Genomic DNA, 16077 nt, shown 5'->3' with positions numbered 1-16077 from the left:
GACTCTGTCTCGGGCGGAGCCGCCGCGGTTCCTCCTTGACTGACCCCGCCAGGGCCTACTGCGGCGACTCGAGGCCGTCTGCGAGCTTTGAGGGAGAGGCCGAGCTTGCTCGACGTGCATCGGATGGCCGATCCTCTACCCATGGTTCGCCTCTTCGCGCTGCTCTGTATTGTCCTTGGCCTCGACGCTGCGGCGGAGTCCGGGAAAATCGAACCGCGCGACATGCTTCCGCTGCCGCTGTTGTTCGGGACGCTGAAGACCGAGGTCGGACGCTTCGTGGAGTTCGAGGTCACCAGCGAGGGGTGGAGAGGGAAGGTCCGCGCGGCGCTGGTCGCGAAGACCGAGACCGACAAGGGGCCCGTGTACCAACTGGAGACGCATGGGCAATCGCCGGACATCCTGCTGGTGTACTGGTTGAAGCCGCGCGAGGTGGGCTTCAACGTCGAACGGATCGCCCTCCATATGCTCGGTGAGACCGGTTCGCTGCCGTTTCCGGCCGACCTCGGCACAGCCGATCCGAAACTTCGCGGAACATCGGCGGTGACCCGGAAGGCGGTTCCATTCCAGCTCGGCAAGCAGAAGGGCACGGGCCGCGAGGAGAGCTTCACCGTCGACGGGAAGAAGGCGGTGGTCGTCCGCTCCGACGACATTCCCCTCTTTGGGGTCGTCAGCGTGGACTTCAACCACACCCAGTGGCGCGCCACCGCGACAGGCACCGGCGCCGTCCCGGAGCTGAAGTCCTTGCCTCCGCACGTGCCCGTTCCGACCGACGCGGCTCACCCATCGGGTAGCCGAGCACCACGTAGAAGCCCTGCACGTAGATGGTGATCGCTCCCCCAAGCGGGGGCAGAGCCGAAGCCACAAGAGGCGAGCCTGGCGTCTGAGGCAGCGGCGAAGGCGGAAGCGAAGAAGGAGCGCACGCCGCGAATGGACTCTCGCGGGGCTGCTGCGCCGGACGGAAAGCGTTGGACGTCTTCGCCTGCGCCCGAGTGCTGGGCTTCTTGGGATGGAGGCGGCGGGAATCGAAACCGCGCCGGGCGGTGCGAAACTCCCAGCAGAATCGCGCCCTTACCTCGTAACCGCCCGGAACCGTTGGAAGATTGACGTCACCAGCAGCTCCCACGGCCTTCTGCGTTTGCACCGCGGCGTAGATCCGTGGACCCACGGAACGGGCCCACCGAGGCCGCCGTGCTCTCCGCGGCCCCCACGCTGCTGTCCCGCCGGCATGCCCAAATCCCTACAGCCGCTTCCCTTCATCCTCAAAAATCTGGATGAGCATCGGATTCTTCTTCCCGCGCTGAATGGCACGAATCATCAGAAACGCGCAGGTCATGACGGCTGCCGCAGTCACCCACCCCCAAAACGAAAGACTCCAAACGGAAGTGCCCGTAAAAGCGGACACAACGAGGCCCACGATGAAATAGATGACCATCAACCCCAACCAAAGGATGCTGGTGAAAACGGCCACACCTTTTCTTCCACCGCTCCGCAAGCCCTGCATCTTCTGGCTCATCACCTCGCGGAACTCATCGGACACCGCATACTCGCAATACCGCCGGATCTGCTCCTGGCCAACACCCTTCGCCCTCAAGTAGGCTTCAAAACTGTAGACGGTTTGAGCGCCTTCTTGCCGGATGCGGCCCGGCTTCTCGTTCTTGCCTTTCGCTGTTTCGTTCCAAAAAGACAGATAAAGTTCCTCAGCCTCCTGTCGGAAATCACCCTGCCGTGTCACCGGCCCCGCTGGTTTCCCCGCGGGCTGATTTCGCGCTACAGCAGGACCCAAGCGATATCGGGTAACCGGCTCGGACAGATCGACGCCGTGAAAATCAACACCCGTGAATTCCTTGGTCAACTCAGGAAAGAGATGAAACACAATATCTGTGTCTTCATCGATGGGGAGCACACTCCCCATGCGAGTGGGTTTTTCCTCGAGCGAGATTCCATCCTCCCAGACCAGCTTCCCATCCCCGTACTTTTCGAACATGAACGTCATGCTGGTTTCGCTCATGCGGAAAGTCAGTGCTTCCCTGCCTTCGGACAGCCGGGCTGCCATGCCTTCATTCACAGCATCAAAATCACAAAGGATCAGGAATCCTTTTTCAGTCTGGAGGACATCGAAGTGATGGGGATCGTGCTTGCTGAGCGTGGCTTCTTCAAAGGGTACTTTCTTCTCTTCTCTGACGGATCTTCCCGAAGCGGCTTCCAGTGCAGGCACAACCGGGCCTGGGCCCTTGAGGAGGTAGCCGAATAAATTGAATCCCATAACGCAATCCCTTACGGAGCGGCCGTGATCGGCCGGTTGAGCTCGTCCTTGATGGCGTCTCGCATCTGCTTACGGATGCCGTACAAGCCCGAGTTGGGGAAGGGCCCCCCGTTCCGGGTCTCCTCGGCCAGGGTGGGATAGAACGGATCGGCGCGCACCGCGGGCGCCTCGTAGACGTCGAGCGCGGCGGGCAGGAGGTAGCGGGGCACGCGCGCCGCCTCCGGGGCATCCTCACTCATCAAGATCCACTCGAAGGTGCTCGACTGGCTCATGTACCGCACGAACTCGAGCGCCGCCTTCTCACATTCGCCGGTGCAGCGCACTCCCAGGAAGTAGGAGTCCGTGAACAGGATGGGGCGGCTCCCCTCCGCCAGCGGAGCGGAGGAGATCTTGATGGCGGAGGGGCTTTCTCCCGCCGGGAGATTCTTGAGGATGACGTGCAAACGCTCGGAGTACCCGGCGGTGGCATCGGCCTTGTTCTCGGCGAACAGCCTGGCGGGCAGGTCGGCGTTCTCCTCGAGGTCATACGTCCCGTCGAGACAGGGATTGCTTCCAGAGGAGTCGCAGGTGCTGGCGAAGGCTCGCAGGGACTGAAGCACCTCGGGATCGTAGCTCGAGGTGGTCACGGCGGACCGGAGACCCTCCAGGCCCTTGGCGTCTGCCCAGGCATCCAGATAGAGCGAGGGAAGGTTCCAACTCCCGAGCATGTTCACGGCCATATCGGGAACGGCCGTGTGCCGGGCTTCCAGGGCCTGGACCAACGCGCTCGTCGTCCGTGCCTGGCGCACGGCCTCATCGCGCGACATGACGAAGTGGCCACAGAGCCAGTGCGGGACACCGTAGAGGACACTCTCCTCCGGATGGGTGGAGGCAGCGACCCCCGACGGGTGCCAGTCAATGTTCTTCGGCAGCTGCGGCCATGGACGCACCCCGCCCTCGGCGACCAACTCACCCAGGATCGCCGTATCCGTCTCGATGACATCGTAGCTGCATTCCCCCTCCCCCTTCAGGGAGCGCGCGATCTGCTCCGGCTCATAGAAATCATCCTTGAAGCAGGAAGGATTGAGCACGAGATCGATGTCCGGGTGCGCGCTCTCGAACTCCGTCTCGATCCGTGTGGCCATGGCGTTGAATTTATCGCCAGCCGCATCGGGGATGTACGGATAGAGCGGAACCCTGAGCACCGTCTTCTCCTGGTTCGGAGGAACGCAGCCCAGAAGCAGAGCCATGGCGACACTGCAAACGAAAGACAGTCGATTCATTGTAGGGAGGGGCATGGGTTTGTGCTGTTGGCTTTCGCCGAAAGGTATCAAAGAGTTCGAGCGAGAGAACCGGACACGACTATGCTCGAAACATGCCGCATTACACGACGCTAGTAGCGGCCCTGCGCGAGCGGGCACGGGCCGGCCTCTCGCTGGACGAGTCGATCGTCTTCCTCCATGACGCGGGACTGCCCATCGTCCACAGCATCCGGGCCATCCACGAGGTCTTCGGTCTGCCCCTGGGCGAGGCCAAGCACGTGACCGCCGGGCACCCCGTCTGGGCCCCGATGGCGAAGGCGGCCCGGCAACTCCATGACGACCTGGACATGTACGCGGACTTCATCCGGCAGACCGAGGGGAACAGTCCGGACGTGAGGGCCCAGGCCTACCGGCGGGTGATCTCCACCCTCTTCCCGAGGCTCGGCCTGGCGGCCATCCCGGAGGACTGGTCAGGCATCGACCCCGTCCTGCCGCTGCTCGAGCGCATCCGCCAGGAAGGCGGCGTCGTGCTGGTGAAGTGGGACGGCGAGCGGATCGCGCCGGGTGACTCCGGGCCCTACACGGTCCTCGTGTCGGGGGCCCGGCTCGCGGGGGAGCCGCTGCGCGCCAACACCCACTCGCTCGAGGAGGCGCTCGCCAGGGTCCTCTTCGAGTACGCCGTGCGGTATTGGGAGGTCTGACCCGCTAAGCTGGCGTGGAGTGTTCCCCCCGCATGCCGTCCGACGCCTTCTCTGAGCTCTTCGCCTCGCGCCCCGTGTCGCTCGCTCCCATGGAGGACGTGAGCGATGCCATCTTCCGGCGCATCTGCCGCCGGTTGGGCGCGGACGTGTGCTTCACCGAGTTCGTCAACGTGGACAACCTCCTGCAGGGCTGCTCCCGGGCCGGGCGCAAGCTCCGGCTGGCCGAGGACGACAGGCCCACCGCCATTCAAATCTACGGCGCGGATCCGGAGCGGCTGGTGGAGGCGGCTCGAATCGCCGAGGCGGCGGGACCGGCCTTCATCGACATCAACTGCGGGTGCTGGGTGCCGAGCATCGCCCGGCGGGGCGCGGGCGCGGGCTGGTTGCGCGATCCGGAGGCCATGGTGGCCATGGCTTCACAGGTGGTGCGTGCGGTGTCGCTGCCGGTGACGGTGAAGACCCGCATCGGCCTGGGCCCCGAGGATCGGATGCCCATCGTGGAGCTGGCCCGCCGGTTGGAGGACGTGGGGGTGCGTGCCCTCACCGTGCACTGCCGCACCGCGAAGATGGGCTACACCGGTTCGGCGGACTGGCGCTGGGCGGCCCTGGCCCAGGAGGCGGTGCGCATCCCCGTCGTCGTCAATGGGGACATCCGCACCGCGGCGGACGTGGGGCGCGCGCTGGCGGAGACGGGCTGCGCGGGCGCGATGCTGGGACGGGGCGCCATCGCGCACCCCTGGGTGTTCCGCGAGGTGAAGGCGCTGCGCGCGGGCCAGTCCCCTACCCCTCCGACCCCCGCCGAGCGTCTGGGCCTGCTGCGCGAGCACCTGCTCGCCAACGTGGACGCGCGCGGGGCGGGCCGGGCCGTGCCGTACACGCGCCGCTATCTGGCCGGCTACCTGCACGAGGTGGAGGGGGGCGCCGAGATGCGCGCGCACCTCAATCACTCCGAGCGGCTCGATGATTGGCTGGAGCGCATCGCCGCGCTCGAGGCGCGCATTCCCTCCCGCTCCTGAGCAGGCCGTCACTCTTACGGGAAGACTATTGACGAGCCGGCACGCCCCCCCCACGAGGGCACGGAAGCGCGTTGGAGATCGAGGTACCTCACGGTCCTGCCATCCCCCTCATCCTTCGCGAGCCATTGATTGCAGGGAAAAACATACAGCTGATGCGTGTACATGTCCGTGACATGGACCTTGTCGAGGAACCATCCCGGATTGTCTCCCTTGTTCGTGTCGAACCCGATCAACACCCTGTAGAGCACGCCATAACGGCTGCCAATCCCAGGCGAGAACACGTCGTGGCTGCCGCGCTCGAAGTTGTCCCGGTAGTCATCCAGCATGATGCGGGGGCTGACGCCCCGGTCACCGAAGAGCTGGATGAAGACATCGGCATCCGTTCCCGCTTTGTCCCGAGCGCCCGTGAAGACCTCGATCTTGTAGAACGGAATCTCGTTCTCGAGCCGTCTGCCAATGGGGCTCTCGGGAGGATCCCCGACGTATTCCCAGGTCTTCTTCCAGGGTCCGACCCCCACGCTCAGCGTGGTGCGGAAGGTGTGATTGCCCCACCGGCCCAGGAAGTTCTCCCGGGCGAAGGTGGTTTGATCCATGTCCTTCAGGTTCTCCCAGGTCGCCCACTGCGCTCCACCATCCGCGAGCTCATCGGCGAACGACATGCCAAGCTTCGAGAAGTTGTAGAGGGGGGCGCCAGGCGAGGGGTAGCAGGCATGAGAGCCATTGGCGACCCAGACATGAGGATGGGTACCGGTCTTGGTGACAGTCCCTGGCCAGAGCGTGATTCGCTTGTCGTGGTTCGAAAGGATGTAGGCGAGGACCTGGGACGCCTGGAATCCCGTGACGATCACCTCGACATGCTCCCAGTCCCCCTCGTGATGTCCCAGGGGATCCGGCCCCGTGGGGTAATCATTGAAGTTGTACCAGAACCAGTACTTGATCCGATGGATGACGGGATCGCCCAGACGGCTCACCACGGGACGTGTGTACTGGTAATAGCAGGGGGTCCTCGGCTGTAGACTCTTTGGTTGCCGGAGCTCATGAAAGCGCCCTCCCTTGATGAGCTGATAGGCCTGCTCCGCATCGCTGGGGAAGCAGCACTGACCTGCCTCGTTCGGGTGGAAATGCAGAATGGGAGCATGCTCCCGTGCCAGTTGTTCTGGGCCAGGTGTAGGCATGACGGTTCTCACGCGTCCTTTCCGCCTGAGCACCGCTGCCGCGGTGCAAAGGCTTGCTTGATTGAAAGTACCGGGAGCGCCAGGCGCATCCGTCGAGCGGACGCCCGGCGGACGGTGTGACCCGCCATCCACGGCTCCGGGTGTCGCTCCACGGCATGAGACCTCCCCTCCCAATTTGGAGTTAACGGAGGCCCTGGGCCGTTGCAGGGAGCGCGGAGAGCAGAGGCCGCTCTCGACCGAGGGGAGAAGGGCCAGTGAAGGGCTTCGAGGGCCTGCTGGAGCCCAGGCTCCGCGACCCGAGGAGAAGTCCCCCTGATGGATTCACTTTCTTTGTCTATAGAGCAGGACTCACATCCGCCACGGATTCAACCTGCTCGGTGCCGCCCCGGCTACTCCCAGGAGACGTCGTACACGAAGCGGGTGGCGCGCGGCCCGATCTCTTGCAGTTCCACCCGCCCCTTGCGGTGGCTGCGGTGCAGGAACATCTCGAAGGCCCCCGCGAGTGCCTGCGCGAAGGTCCCCTCGAGCAGCAACACGGGCGGGACGTCCTCCAACCGCATCTCCACCCTGCCCCCCTCGGCCCGCTCCTTGTGGGGCTGGTACACGAGCCGCCCGCAGTCGCGGAAGGCCTGCTCCCAGGCGTAGGTGGACCACTTGAGCAGGGCCTGGGGCGTCAGGCCGAGCAGCCGCACCGCCCCGTCGAAGAAGGTCTGCAGCAACGGGTAGGAGGCCATGCGGTCCGCCTGCTCGGCGAGGAAGTGGCGGAAGCCGGGCGTGCCCAACGCGGAGTGGAGGGGCTCGGTCAGCTTCATGCTCTCCTCGATGGGCACCCACCCCATGCGCGGGGCGGACTCGATGAGCGCGAGCGTCTGCTCGGGGACTCGCGGCAACACCTGGCGCTGCTTGTCGGCGGGCAAGGCCCGGGCCCCTTCGAGGAGCATCCTGCAGACGAAGCCGCGAATGGCGGGCTGGGGGGACATGAGGCCTCATTGTGTCACACCCCCCGTCTTTCACGAGTTCGCCTCTCTTCTCTGCTTCACGCTAGGCTGGCGCGCCTCATCACCCATCGGGGGGGACATTCCATGAGCCGTCACGGATCCGCGGCATTGAAGCAGCCCGCACTCGCATTGCCACCCAAGGTCTCGGGCGTTCCGCTCGTCGGCGCACTGCCGGGGCTGCTGAAGGATCGCTTCGACTTCCTGGAGGCGGCCCGCCAGCGCCATGGCGACATCTACACCCTGGATCTGGGCTTCGCCGACGCCATCATCCTGAGCCACCCGCGGCACGCGCAGCACGTGCTGGTGGACCAGGCGCGGAAGTATTTCAAGGGAGGCGCCATCTGGGAGTCGATGCGCACCTTCCTGGGCAACGGGTTGCCGGTGAGCGAGGGCGAGTTCTGGAAGCGGCAGCGGCGGATGATCCAGCCCGCGTTCCACCATCAGCGGCTGGTCGCGCTGACGGAGAAGATGCTGGAGGCCATCGACGAGAGCCTCCCGGGCTGGGAGCAGGCAGCCAGGACGGGCGAGCCCTTCGACGCCGCCGAGGCCTTCTCCCAGATGACCATGAACGTGATGGTCCGCGCGATGTTCGGCAGCGGGTTGGAGGCGGACGAGGCGAAGCGGGTGGGCCAGTCGCTGGCCTACATCATCGACTACATGATGCAGGGGATGGTGACGAAATCCCTGCCCGAGTGGCTGCCCGTCCCCGGCCGGGCCCGCTACCGGGAGGCGATCCGGTACATCGACGAGGTCGTCCTGCGCATCATCGAGCGGGGACGGCGGAGCGCCGAGGAGGACAACCTGCTCTCCCTGCTGCTGCACGCGGTGGACGCGGAGTCCGGCGAGCAGATGACCAACGCGCAGCTGCGCGACGAGGCGGTGTCGCTCTTCGTCGCCGGGTACGAGACCACCGCGGTGGGCCTGGCCTGGGCCTTCCATCTCATGACGCGCCACCCGGAGTCCTTCCAGCGGTTGCGCACGGAGGTGGACACGGTGTTGGGCCAGCGGGTGCCCGGTTTCGCCGAGCTGCGCCAGCTCACCTACGCCCGCAACGTGTTGCACGAGTCGCTCCGGCTGTACCCGCCCTCGTATTGGATTCCCCGCACGTCGTCGGTGGAGGACGAGCTCGACGGCTACCAGATTCCGGCGGGCAAGACGGTGGTGGTCTTTACGCACCTCATCCACCACCACCCGGCCGTCTGGGAGGAGCCGCGGCGCTTCGATCCGGACCGCTTCACGCCGGAGCGCTCCGAGGGGCGGCACAAGCAGGCGTGGCTTCCCTTCGGCGCCGGCCAGCGGCTGTGCATCGGCAAGGAGTTCTCGCTGATGGAGGGGCAGTTCATCCTCGCCCGCATCGCCCAGCGCTACGACGTGTCCGCCATCCCGGGACGGGAGGCCCAGCTGCACATCGGCACCAGCATCCGCGCGAAGAACGGGGTGTGGGTGCACGTGAAGCCGCGCGCGCTCTAAGCTGGGAGCCCTCATGCTCACCGGTGCCTCGACCCTGCCCACCCTGGAGACGCCCCGCCTGCGCCTGCGCTGGATGACGGAGGCGGACATCCCCGCGCTCTTCGAGCTCTTCTCCCAACCCGAGGTGACTCGCTACTGGAGCTGGTCCGCGTACACCGAGCGGGCCCAGGCGGAGAAGCTGTTGCGCAACATCCACAAGTACTTCGTCGAGCGCTCGCTCTTCAACTGGGGCTACGCCCGGCGCGAAGACGACCGGATCATCGGCACCTGCACGCTGGCGGAGCTGAGCACGCAGCACCGGCGCGCGAGCCTCGGCTACGCGTTGAACCGCGCGTACTGGGGCCAGGGCTACGGGCGGGAGGCGGTGCAGCGGGTGGTGGAGTTCGGCTTCACCTCGCTCGAGCTGCACCGGCTGGAGGCGGACGTGGATCCGCGCAACACGAGCTCCATCCACGTGCTCGAGGGCCTGGGCTTCCAGCGCGAGGGGTACCAGCGCCAGCGCTACTTCCTCGATGGGGAGCTCCAGGACGCGGTGCTGTACGGGCTGCTGCGGCCAGAGTGGCGCGCTCCGGGAGGGTCTTCATGAACCAGGGCACCCGGCGCGCGGTGGGGTGGATGGGCTTCTGCGCCATGCTGCTGCTCGTCCTGCTCGTGCCCTTCTTCCTCTGGGGCGTGGACCTGGAGCTGGCCGCGCGCGGCTTCCTCGAGACACGCCGGCCGGACTGGCAGGTGGCGCTGGTGCTGGGCGGACTGCTGGCCGGTGACATCGCCCTGCCCGTGCCCTCCAGCCTGGCCGCCACCGCCGCTGGCGCACTGCTCGGCTTCTGGCGTGGCACCGTGACCTGCTGGGCCGGAATGACGGTGGGGAGCGTGCTGGGTTATGTGCTCGGCGCCCGGGCGGGAGGTGCCGCCCTGCGGCGCATGGTGGGCGAGTCCGAGGTGGCCCGCTTCGCCCTCATGGCCGAGCGCCATGGCCCCTGGTTCCTCGTCGCCCTGCGCGCGGTGCCCGTGCTGGCCGAGGCCTCCGTGGTGTTCGCGGGCGTCAGCCGCATGCGGTGGCGTGGCTTCCTGACCGCGTCGCTGCTCGCCAACCTGGGCATCTCCGCCACCTACGCGGCGGTGGGGGCCTCCGCCGCGAGCGCCGGCTCCTTCCTGCTCTTCTTCGCGGGCATGGTGCTCCTCCCCGCGGTGGCGCTATGGCTCGTCCGGTCCACCACGGCCCGGCGCGAGCACGCGCGAGGGGCGCAGACCCGCTCGTAGTACCGACACCCTACTCGTGCTTGAGCGCGATGATGGGATCGATCCGGGTGGCCCGGTACGCGGGCAGGAAGCTGGCGACGAGCGCCACGCCCACCAGGAGCACCGTCACGCTGCCGTAGGCCCACGGATCGGCGGCCTGGACGCCGTAGAGCAGGCTCGCCAGCAGCCGGCTGGCCACGAAGGCCAGCACGAGCCCCAGCCCCACGCCCGCGGCGGTGAGCTGGAGGTACTGGCCGATGACCAGCCGCAGGACGGAGCGCGCATCGGCGCCCAGGGCCATGCGGATGCCGAGCTCGCGCGTGCGCTGGGAGACGGCGAAGGTCACGACGCCATAAAGGCCCATCGCGGCGAGCACGAGCGCCAGGCCCGCGAAGGTGCCCACGAGCGCCATCAGGAAGCGGGGCTGGGCCACCGCGTCGCCGAGGATCGCCTCGAGCGTGCGCACATGGGCCACCGGCAGGTTCTTGTCCAGCGCCCGCACCTCGGCACGCACGGAGGGGGCCAGCGCGAGCGGCTCGCCCGCGGTGCGCACCACCAGGCTCATGTCGCTGGCACTGGCCTGCGCGTAGAGCACGTACACCTCGGGGAAGAGCTCCTTCGCCATTCCCTGGTGACGGACATCCCCCACCACGCCCACCACCCGCCCGCCCATGTCCCCGTTGCCGAAGTTCATCCCGAGCTGCACGGTGCGGCCCAGGGGGTCCTCGCCCGGCCAGTAGCGCCGTGCGGTCTCCTCGCTGATGAGGATGCTCCACTGCCCCGGCTCGCCGTCCTGGGGCGTGAGGAGGCGGCCCCGCTTCAGGGGGATGCGCATCGCCTCGAAGAAGCCCGGGGTGATGATGCGGACCTGGGCGTGCTGCCGCTGCTCGGGCGTGGGCTCCGGCCGGGACATGTCCCGCATCGAGGTGATCGTGTTCCGGCCCGTCAGCGGCAGGTGGTAGGTGGCCGCCGCGGCCTGGACGCCCGGCAGCGAGCCCACCCGCTCCAGGAGCGCGTCATAGAAGTTCACCTTGGCCGCGCCAGAGGCGTACGCCTCCCGCTCGGGCAGCGACAGGTCCATGGTGAGCACGTGCTCGGAGCGGAAGCCCGGATCCACCTGCTGCAGACGCAGGAAGCTCTTGAGCAGCAGCCCCGCGGCCACGAGCAGCACGACGGCCAGCGCCGTCTCGGACACGACGAGCACGTTGCGCGCCCGGTGGCGTACGCCGGTGCTGCTGCGCCCCACCTCGCGCAGGGAGTGGCCCAGCTCGGCGCGGGCCGCCTGCAGCGCCGGGAAGAGCCCGAAGAGCAGCGCGGTGAAAAGCGACAGCCCCGCGCTGAAGGCGAGCACCTTCCCGTCGATGGCCACCTGCTCCAGCCGGGGGATGTCCCGGGGCCCGAGCGCGACGAGCACGTCCAGGCCCCAGCTCGCCACCAGCAGGCCCGCGGCCCCGCCGATCAGCGCCAGCACGAAGCTCTCCACCAGCAACTGCCGCACGATGCGGCCCGGAGTGGCCCCGAGCGCCAGCCGCACGGAGATCTCCCCCTCGCGGCTCACCGCGCGGGCCAGCAGCAGGTTGGACAGGTTGGCGCAGGCGATCAGCAGCACCAGCCCCACCGCGCCCAGCAGCAGCAACAGCGCCGGCTCCACCTCCCCCACCAGATCCTTCTGCAACGAGACCACGGCCGCGCTGTAGCCGGTGTTGGTCTGCGGGTACTGCGCCTCCAGCTCCCGGGTCAACGCCACGAGCTCCGCCTGGGCCTGCTCCACCGTGATGCCCGGCGCCAGCCTGCCGTAGACGCTCAGCCAGTGGGCCCCCCGGTTGAACGGGGCGATGAGATCTCCCTCCCAGGTCACCGGAACCCAGAGCTGAGCGCGCGAGGGGAAGTCGAAGCCCGGCCGCATCACGCCAATCACGGTGTACGGCACCCCGTCCACCTCCACGCTCCTGCCGAGCACCGCGGGGTCTCCCCCGAAGCGCCGCTGCCAGAGCGCATGGCCCAGCACCACGACACGGCTGCGCCCCGGCTCGTCCTCGCCCGGCAGGAAGGTGCGGCCCACCAGCGGGGACGAGCCGAGCACCTGGAAGAACCCAGCCGATACCACGGTGCCCTGGAGCCGCTCGGGCTCGGCTCCCGCCCCCGTGAGGCTGAGATCCGTCGAGTCCGCCGCCGCGAGCTCCGTGAACGAGCGGCTCTTCTCGCGCATGTCACGGAAGTCCAGCACCGAGGTGTCCCCCTTCTTGTTGTTGCGCGACAGGGAGTAGACGTGCACGAGCCGCTCCGCCTCCGGCATGGGCAGGGGCCGCAGCAGCACCGCGTCCACCACGCTGAAGATGGCGCTGTTGGCGCCCATGCCGAGGGCGAGCGTGAGCACCGCGATCAGGGTGAAACCGGGGCTCTTGCGCAGCTTGCGCAGCGCAAGCCAGAAGTCCTGGCTCAAGGTGTCCATGGAAGAGGGGCTCCAGGGTGGGGTGAATCCGCCGGACGCCTGAGCAAGGAGGATGCCAGTGCGCCTGCTCCCCTCTCCCGAGGCGCTGTCCCGGGCCTCCCGCGCGCGCGCTTCCCAGAAGTGGGACATGTCATCCCATTTCCGGTGGGAGCCCGGCGGGTGAACACAACGGGGCGCGCGCGTTTGCTGAACTGAACGATCGGGAGCCTGCCCGCTTGGCGCTTCAGGGTAGCGGCACCACATTTCTCCTCCACGACAGGAGAACCCCCATGAAGCCGCTCGCCGCAAACCGTCTGGTCCTCTCGAGGAAGCAGCACCGCGCCTGCACGCTGAGTGTCTCGAGGGCAGAGCTCGAGCAGCGGCTGGGGCCTCCGCTCGCCATCGACGACGAGGGGGACGGCCTGGGGCCCCGCTACCGGTGGGAGTACCAGGGGGAGTGTGGCCTCGAGGTGCTCATCGACCTGCCGCGCGAGGCGTCGCAGACGGCGCAAGAGGCCGTGCTGTGGATGAAGCACCTGGAGGTCGAGCACGCCCTGGAGCACCTGGGCCTCGCCACCGATCGGGTGCTCTTCCGGGCGGACATGCTGGAGCCGCTGCCGCTGGACGGTTGGGCGGTGGTGCGGCAAGACGAGGCCGGCAACCGGTTCGACATCTGCGTGCTGTCCGTCCCGGACCATGCGGAGTGCCTGGCGCGGTGGCTGGAGGCGCGCGCCCACGCGCAGACCTACGAGGTGGAGTCCCGGGGGGTAAAGCCCAACGCCCGGCGGACCGCTTCGGGCACCTGGGCCCTCACCGGCCAGGACGAGTACGCCGCCTCCCTGTAGTGGGAGTGGGTGGGGCTCGCACGCCTGCCCCGTCCACGTGCGCCCCGCCATCCGGCGCCTTCACGCCAGTGCCCGGGCCATGTCCAGTACCCACCTTCGTGGAAACGGAGGAGACCTACATGGCGGGAATTCGTAAATCCAAGGCGAAGAAGCTGCAGGCGGAGGCATCCGAGGCGACGGGCCGTACCCGCAAGGGACGCAACAAGGTGCCGAAGATCACCCGGACGGACTCGAAGAAGGGCGGCCCGAAGTCGGGTGAGCGCAGGGGTTCTCGCGGCAACGCCTGAGGCCCTGTTCGCGAAGGTTTCACCACCCCCACGGCCCCGGCCTGATACACCGCTCGCCCGCAACCCCGAGAGCGGACATGCCCAAGCGCGCATCCTCCAGCAGCCGGAACAGCTCCACCAAGCCCGTCGAGCGGGACATCATCCCGCCCGGGACGGACGTGCCGGACAGCGGCCTCTTCTTCAACCGGGAGCTGTCCTGGCTGGCCTTCAACAACCGGGTGCTCCAGCTGGCCGAGGACGTGTCGGTGCCGTTGATGGAGCGCGTGAAGTTCTGCGCCATCTACGCGCGCAACCTGGATGAGTTCTTCATGATCCGCGTGGCGCGCCTGCACGAGCAGGTACGCAACCGCGTGGCGCGGCTGGTGCCGGACGGCGCCACCCCGGGCGAGACACTCGACAAGATGCACGATCGCATCCTCGAGCAGGCCCGGCGCCACAGCGACTGCTTCGAGCGCCAGTTGCGCCCCGCCCTTGCCGAGAAGGGGCTGCGCATCCTCTCCATGAAGGAGCTCGACGCCGAGTCGCGCGCCCAGCTGCAGCAGCGCTTCCGCGAGCAGATCTTCCCCGTACTCACCCCGCTGGCCATTGGCCTGGGCCGCCACTTCCCCTACATCTCCAACCTCTCCCTGAGCCTGGCGGTGCTGCTGAGGGATCCGGTGACGGAGACGGAGAACGTGGCGCGGGTGAAGGTGCCCAAGGAGCTGCTGCCGCGCTTCGTCCCGCTCAAGGGGGGCACGACCTTCGTGCCGCTCGAGGAGATCATCGCCCACCACCTGGACGCCCTGTTCCCCGGCATGGAGGTGCTGGACCGGGGTCTGTTCCGCGTCACCCGGGACGCGGACTTCACCGTGTCCGAGGACGCGGAGGACTTGCTGGTGGCCGTGCAGACGGAGCTGCGCCAGCGCCGCTTCGGCGACGTCATCCGCCTGGAGGTGCAGGCGGGCATGAGCCCCAAGATGCTCGAGCCCCTGATGGAGGCGCTCTCGCTGGAGCCCCGCCAGCTCTACGAGGAGCAGGGGCTGCTGGACTACACGGACCTGATGTCCGTGGTGTCCACGCCGGGCTTCGCCGAGCTGAGGGATCCGCCCTGGACGCCCGTCACCCAGCCCCGCCTGAAGGCCGAGAGTGACAGCGGCGAGGTGAGCACGGTGCTCTCGGCCATGCGGCGGGGGGATCTGCTCGTCCACCACCCCTACGAGTCCTTCGCCACCTCGGTGGAGCGCTTCGTCACGGAGGCGGTGGAGGATCCGGACGTGCTCGCCATCAAGCAGACCGTCTACCGCACCTCGGACAAGTCGCCGCTGGTGCCCGCGCTCATCCGCGCCACCGAGCGGGGCAAGCAGGCGGTGTGCATGGTGGAGCTCAAGGCGCGCTTCGACGAGCGCACCAACATCCAATGGGCGCTTGCGCTGGAGGAGGCGGGGGTGCACGTCGTCTACGGCATCCCCGGCCTCAAGACGCACGCCAAGGCCATCCTCATCGTCCGCCGCGAGGGCGAGCGGGTGCGCCACTACGTCCACGTGGGCACCGGCAACTACAACTCGAAGACGGCCCGGCTCTACACGGACCTGGGGCTCTTCACCACGGACCCGGAGATCGGCGCGGACGTGGCGGACCTCTTCAACTTCCTCACCGGCTTCGCCCGCCCCAAGAGCTTCCGCAAGCTGCTGGTGGCCCCCATCAACATGCGCGAGGGGCTGATGGAGCACATCCGCCGCACCATCGCCGAGCACTCGGCCGAGCACCCCGCCCGCATCGTGATGAAGATGAACGCGCTGGTGGACCCGGCGATGATCCGCGCCCTCTATGACGCCTCGCGCGCCGGCGTGAAGGTGGACCTCAACGTGCGCGGCATCTGCTGCCTGCGGCCCAACGTCCCCGGCGTCTCGGACAACATCCGCGTCGTCTCCACGCTCGGCCGCTTCCTCGAGCACTCGCGCATCTACCTCTTCGAGCGGGGCGGGGGAACGCGCTGCTACATCGGCTCGGCGGACCTCATGCCCCGCAACCTGGACCACCGCGTGGAGGCCCTCACCCCGGTGGAGGACCCGCAGCTGCTCGCCCAGGTGAGGGATCTGCTCGACCGGAGCCTCTCGGACAACACCCATGCCTGGGTGCTCGACGCGGACGGCTCGTGGAAGCGCCGCTCGCTGGAAGGCGAGAAGCGCTGGTCCCAGGGCGAGCTGATGGAGCGCGCGGTGCGCATGGCGCAGGCCTCCACCGGCCGGCCCCTCTCCTGACGGGCCTTTCCGTTTTTCCGGAAAACTCCCCTTCTGTTGCTCCTGCAACCATGCAGTGGGGTGAATCTCCCGAGGAGGACGGGAGGGGTCCACCGGGGGGGTAGCGGACAGACGATTGAATTGAGGCCCCTCCCAAGCGGATGATGGAGGCCCCGTTTCCCGCGTGGGCCC

At 67.7% G+C, this 16077-nt stretch carries 14 protein-coding genes; 9 read left to right on the top strand and 5 right to left on the bottom strand.

The genetic code is table 11. The annotated features are described in order from the left end of the window. Window positions 1–105: 105 nt before the first annotated feature. Complete coding sequence (locus NR798_RS21580) at window positions 106–828, top strand: hypothetical protein (RefSeq protein ID WP_375773375.1); 723 nt, start codon at window positions 106–108, stop codon at window positions 826–828. Window positions 829–1237: 409 nt separating this feature from the next. On the opposite strand, the gene NR798_RS21575 is transcribed toward NR798_RS21580, so the two are convergent. Together NR798_RS21575 and NR798_RS21570 are read right to left on the bottom strand one after the other, a co-directional pair. Continuing rightward, window positions 1238–2263, bottom strand: a complete 1026-nt coding sequence (locus NR798_RS21575; RefSeq protein ID WP_375773374.1) for a hypothetical protein — start codon at window positions 2261–2263, stop codon at window positions 1238–1240. 11 nt (window positions 2264–2274) lie between these two features. Continuing rightward, a complete protein-coding gene (locus tag NR798_RS21570; protein WP_375773373.1) occupies window positions 2275–3492 on the bottom strand; it encodes a hypothetical protein in 1218 nt (405 codons plus the stop codon). A gap of 290 nt (window positions 3493–3782) precedes the next feature. Here NR798_RS21570 and NR798_RS21565 point away from each other — a divergent pair, with 290 nt between their 5' ends. Next, on the top strand, window positions 3783–4205 hold the full coding sequence (locus NR798_RS21565; protein WP_375773372.1) for a hypothetical protein: 423 nt from the start codon (window positions 3783–3785) through the stop codon (window positions 4203–4205). A 32-nt stretch (window positions 4206–4237) separates the two neighbouring features. After that, entirely contained in the window at window positions 4238–5221 is a 984-nt protein-coding gene (locus NR798_RS21560; RefSeq protein WP_375773371.1) for a tRNA dihydrouridine synthase, read from the top strand. A 14-nt stretch (window positions 5222–5235) separates the two neighbouring features. Here the strand turns inward: NR798_RS21560 and NR798_RS21555 are convergent, their stop codons facing one another. After that, window positions 5236–6195 carry a PLAT/LH2 domain-containing protein gene (locus NR798_RS21555; protein WP_375773370.1) on the bottom strand — a complete coding sequence of 320 codons (960 nt, stop codon included), beginning with the start codon at window positions 6193–6195 and terminating at the stop codon, window positions 5236–5238. Between the two features lie 590 nt (window positions 6196–6785). Then, window positions 6786–7376: a hypothetical protein gene (locus tag NR798_RS21550; protein WP_375773369.1), complete on the bottom strand. Its 591-nt coding sequence runs from the start codon at window positions 7374–7376 to the stop codon at window positions 6786–6788. A gap of 102 nt (window positions 7377–7478) precedes the next feature. Here NR798_RS21550 and NR798_RS21545 point away from each other — a divergent pair, with 102 nt between their 5' ends. From NR798_RS21545 to NR798_RS21535, 3 genes are read left to right on the top strand one after another with little or no spacing between them, the layout of a single operon-like run. Then, entirely contained in the window at window positions 7479–8864 is a 1386-nt protein-coding gene (locus tag NR798_RS21545; RefSeq protein WP_375773368.1) for a cytochrome P450, read from the top strand. 13 nt (window positions 8865–8877) lie between these two features. Further along, complete coding sequence (locus tag NR798_RS21540; RefSeq protein WP_375773367.1) at window positions 8878–9450, top strand: GNAT family N-acetyltransferase; 573 nt, start codon at window positions 8878–8880, stop codon at window positions 9448–9450. Continuing rightward, window positions 9447–10124, top strand: a complete 678-nt coding sequence (locus NR798_RS21535) for a TVP38/TMEM64 family protein (RefSeq protein WP_375773366.1) — start codon at window positions 9447–9449, stop codon at window positions 10122–10124. Before NR798_RS21540 ends, NR798_RS21535 begins: the two co-directional genes overlap by 4 nt. 10 nt (window positions 10125–10134) lie before the next feature. On the opposite strand, the gene NR798_RS21530 is transcribed toward NR798_RS21535, so the two are convergent. Next, on the bottom strand, window positions 10135–12555 hold the full coding sequence (locus tag NR798_RS21530; RefSeq protein WP_375773365.1) for an ABC transporter permease: 2421 nt from the start codon (window positions 12553–12555) through the stop codon (window positions 10135–10137). Window positions 12556–12824: 269 nt separating this feature from the next. Between NR798_RS21530 and NR798_RS21525 the strand changes: the two genes are divergently transcribed. From NR798_RS21525 to ppk1, 3 genes are all read left to right on the top strand, one after another. Then, window positions 12825–13379: a hypothetical protein gene (locus NR798_RS21525; RefSeq protein WP_375773364.1), complete on the top strand. Its 555-nt coding sequence runs from the start codon at window positions 12825–12827 to the stop codon at window positions 13377–13379. Window positions 13380–13498: 119 nt separating this feature from the next. After that, entirely contained in the window at window positions 13499–13666 is a 168-nt protein-coding gene (locus tag NR798_RS21520) for a hypothetical protein (RefSeq protein ID WP_375773363.1), read from the top strand. A gap of 77 nt (window positions 13667–13743) precedes the next feature. Next, the gene (ppk1, locus tag NR798_RS21515; RefSeq protein ID WP_375773362.1) at window positions 13744–15906 is read left to right on the top strand and encodes a polyphosphate kinase 1; all 2163 of its coding nucleotides are present in this window, start codon (window positions 13744–13746) and stop codon (window positions 15904–15906) included. Window positions 15907–16077 lie beyond the last annotated feature (171 nt).

Source organism: Archangium gephyra (genome assembly GCF_042230915.1).
Lineage (GTDB): Bacteria > Myxococcota > Myxococcia > Myxococcales > Myxococcaceae > Archangium > Archangium gephyra_B.
Note: the sequence above shows the minus strand (reverse complement) of the source record. Positions and strands in the feature narration are given on the sequence as shown.

What these genes read in the sequence shown, in the direction of transcription:
- NR798_RS21575 (WP_375773374.1), bottom strand. Translation starts at nt 2,263, where the DNA reads ATGGGATTCAATTTATTCGGCTACCTCCTCAAGGGCCCAGGCCCGGTT.
- NR798_RS21570 (WP_375773373.1), bottom strand. Translation starts at nt 3,492, where the DNA reads ATGGCTCTGCTTCTGGGCTGCGTTCCTCCGAACCAGGAGAAGACGGTG.
- NR798_RS21560 (WP_375773371.1), top strand. Translation starts at nt 4,238, where the DNA reads ATGCCGTCCGACGCCTTCTCTGAGCTCTTCGCCTCGCGCCCCGTGTCG.
- NR798_RS21550 (WP_375773369.1), bottom strand. Translation starts at nt 7,376, where the DNA reads ATGTCCCCCCAGCCCGCCATTCGCGGCTTCGTCTGCAGGATGCTCCTC.
- NR798_RS21545 (WP_375773368.1), top strand. Translation starts at nt 7,479, where the DNA reads ATGAGCCGTCACGGATCCGCGGCATTGAAGCAGCCCGCACTCGCATTG.
- NR798_RS21540 (WP_375773367.1), top strand. Translation starts at nt 8,878, where the DNA reads ATGCTCACCGGTGCCTCGACCCTGCCCACCCTGGAGACGCCCCGCCTG.
- NR798_RS21535 (WP_375773366.1), top strand. Translation starts at nt 9,447, where the DNA reads ATGAACCAGGGCACCCGGCGCGCGGTGGGGTGGATGGGCTTCTGCGCC.
- NR798_RS21530 (WP_375773365.1), bottom strand. Translation starts at nt 12,555, where the DNA reads ATGGACACCTTGAGCCAGGACTTCTGGCTTGCGCTGCGCAAGCTGCGC.
- NR798_RS21525 (WP_375773364.1), top strand. Translation starts at nt 12,825, where the DNA reads ATGAAGCCGCTCGCCGCAAACCGTCTGGTCCTCTCGAGGAAGCAGCAC.
- NR798_RS21520 (WP_375773363.1), top strand. Translation starts at nt 13,499, where the DNA reads ATGGCGGGAATTCGTAAATCCAAGGCGAAGAAGCTGCAGGCGGAGGCA.
- ppk1 (WP_375773362.1), top strand. Translation starts at nt 13,744, where the DNA reads ATGCCCAAGCGCGCATCCTCCAGCAGCCGGAACAGCTCCACCAAGCCC.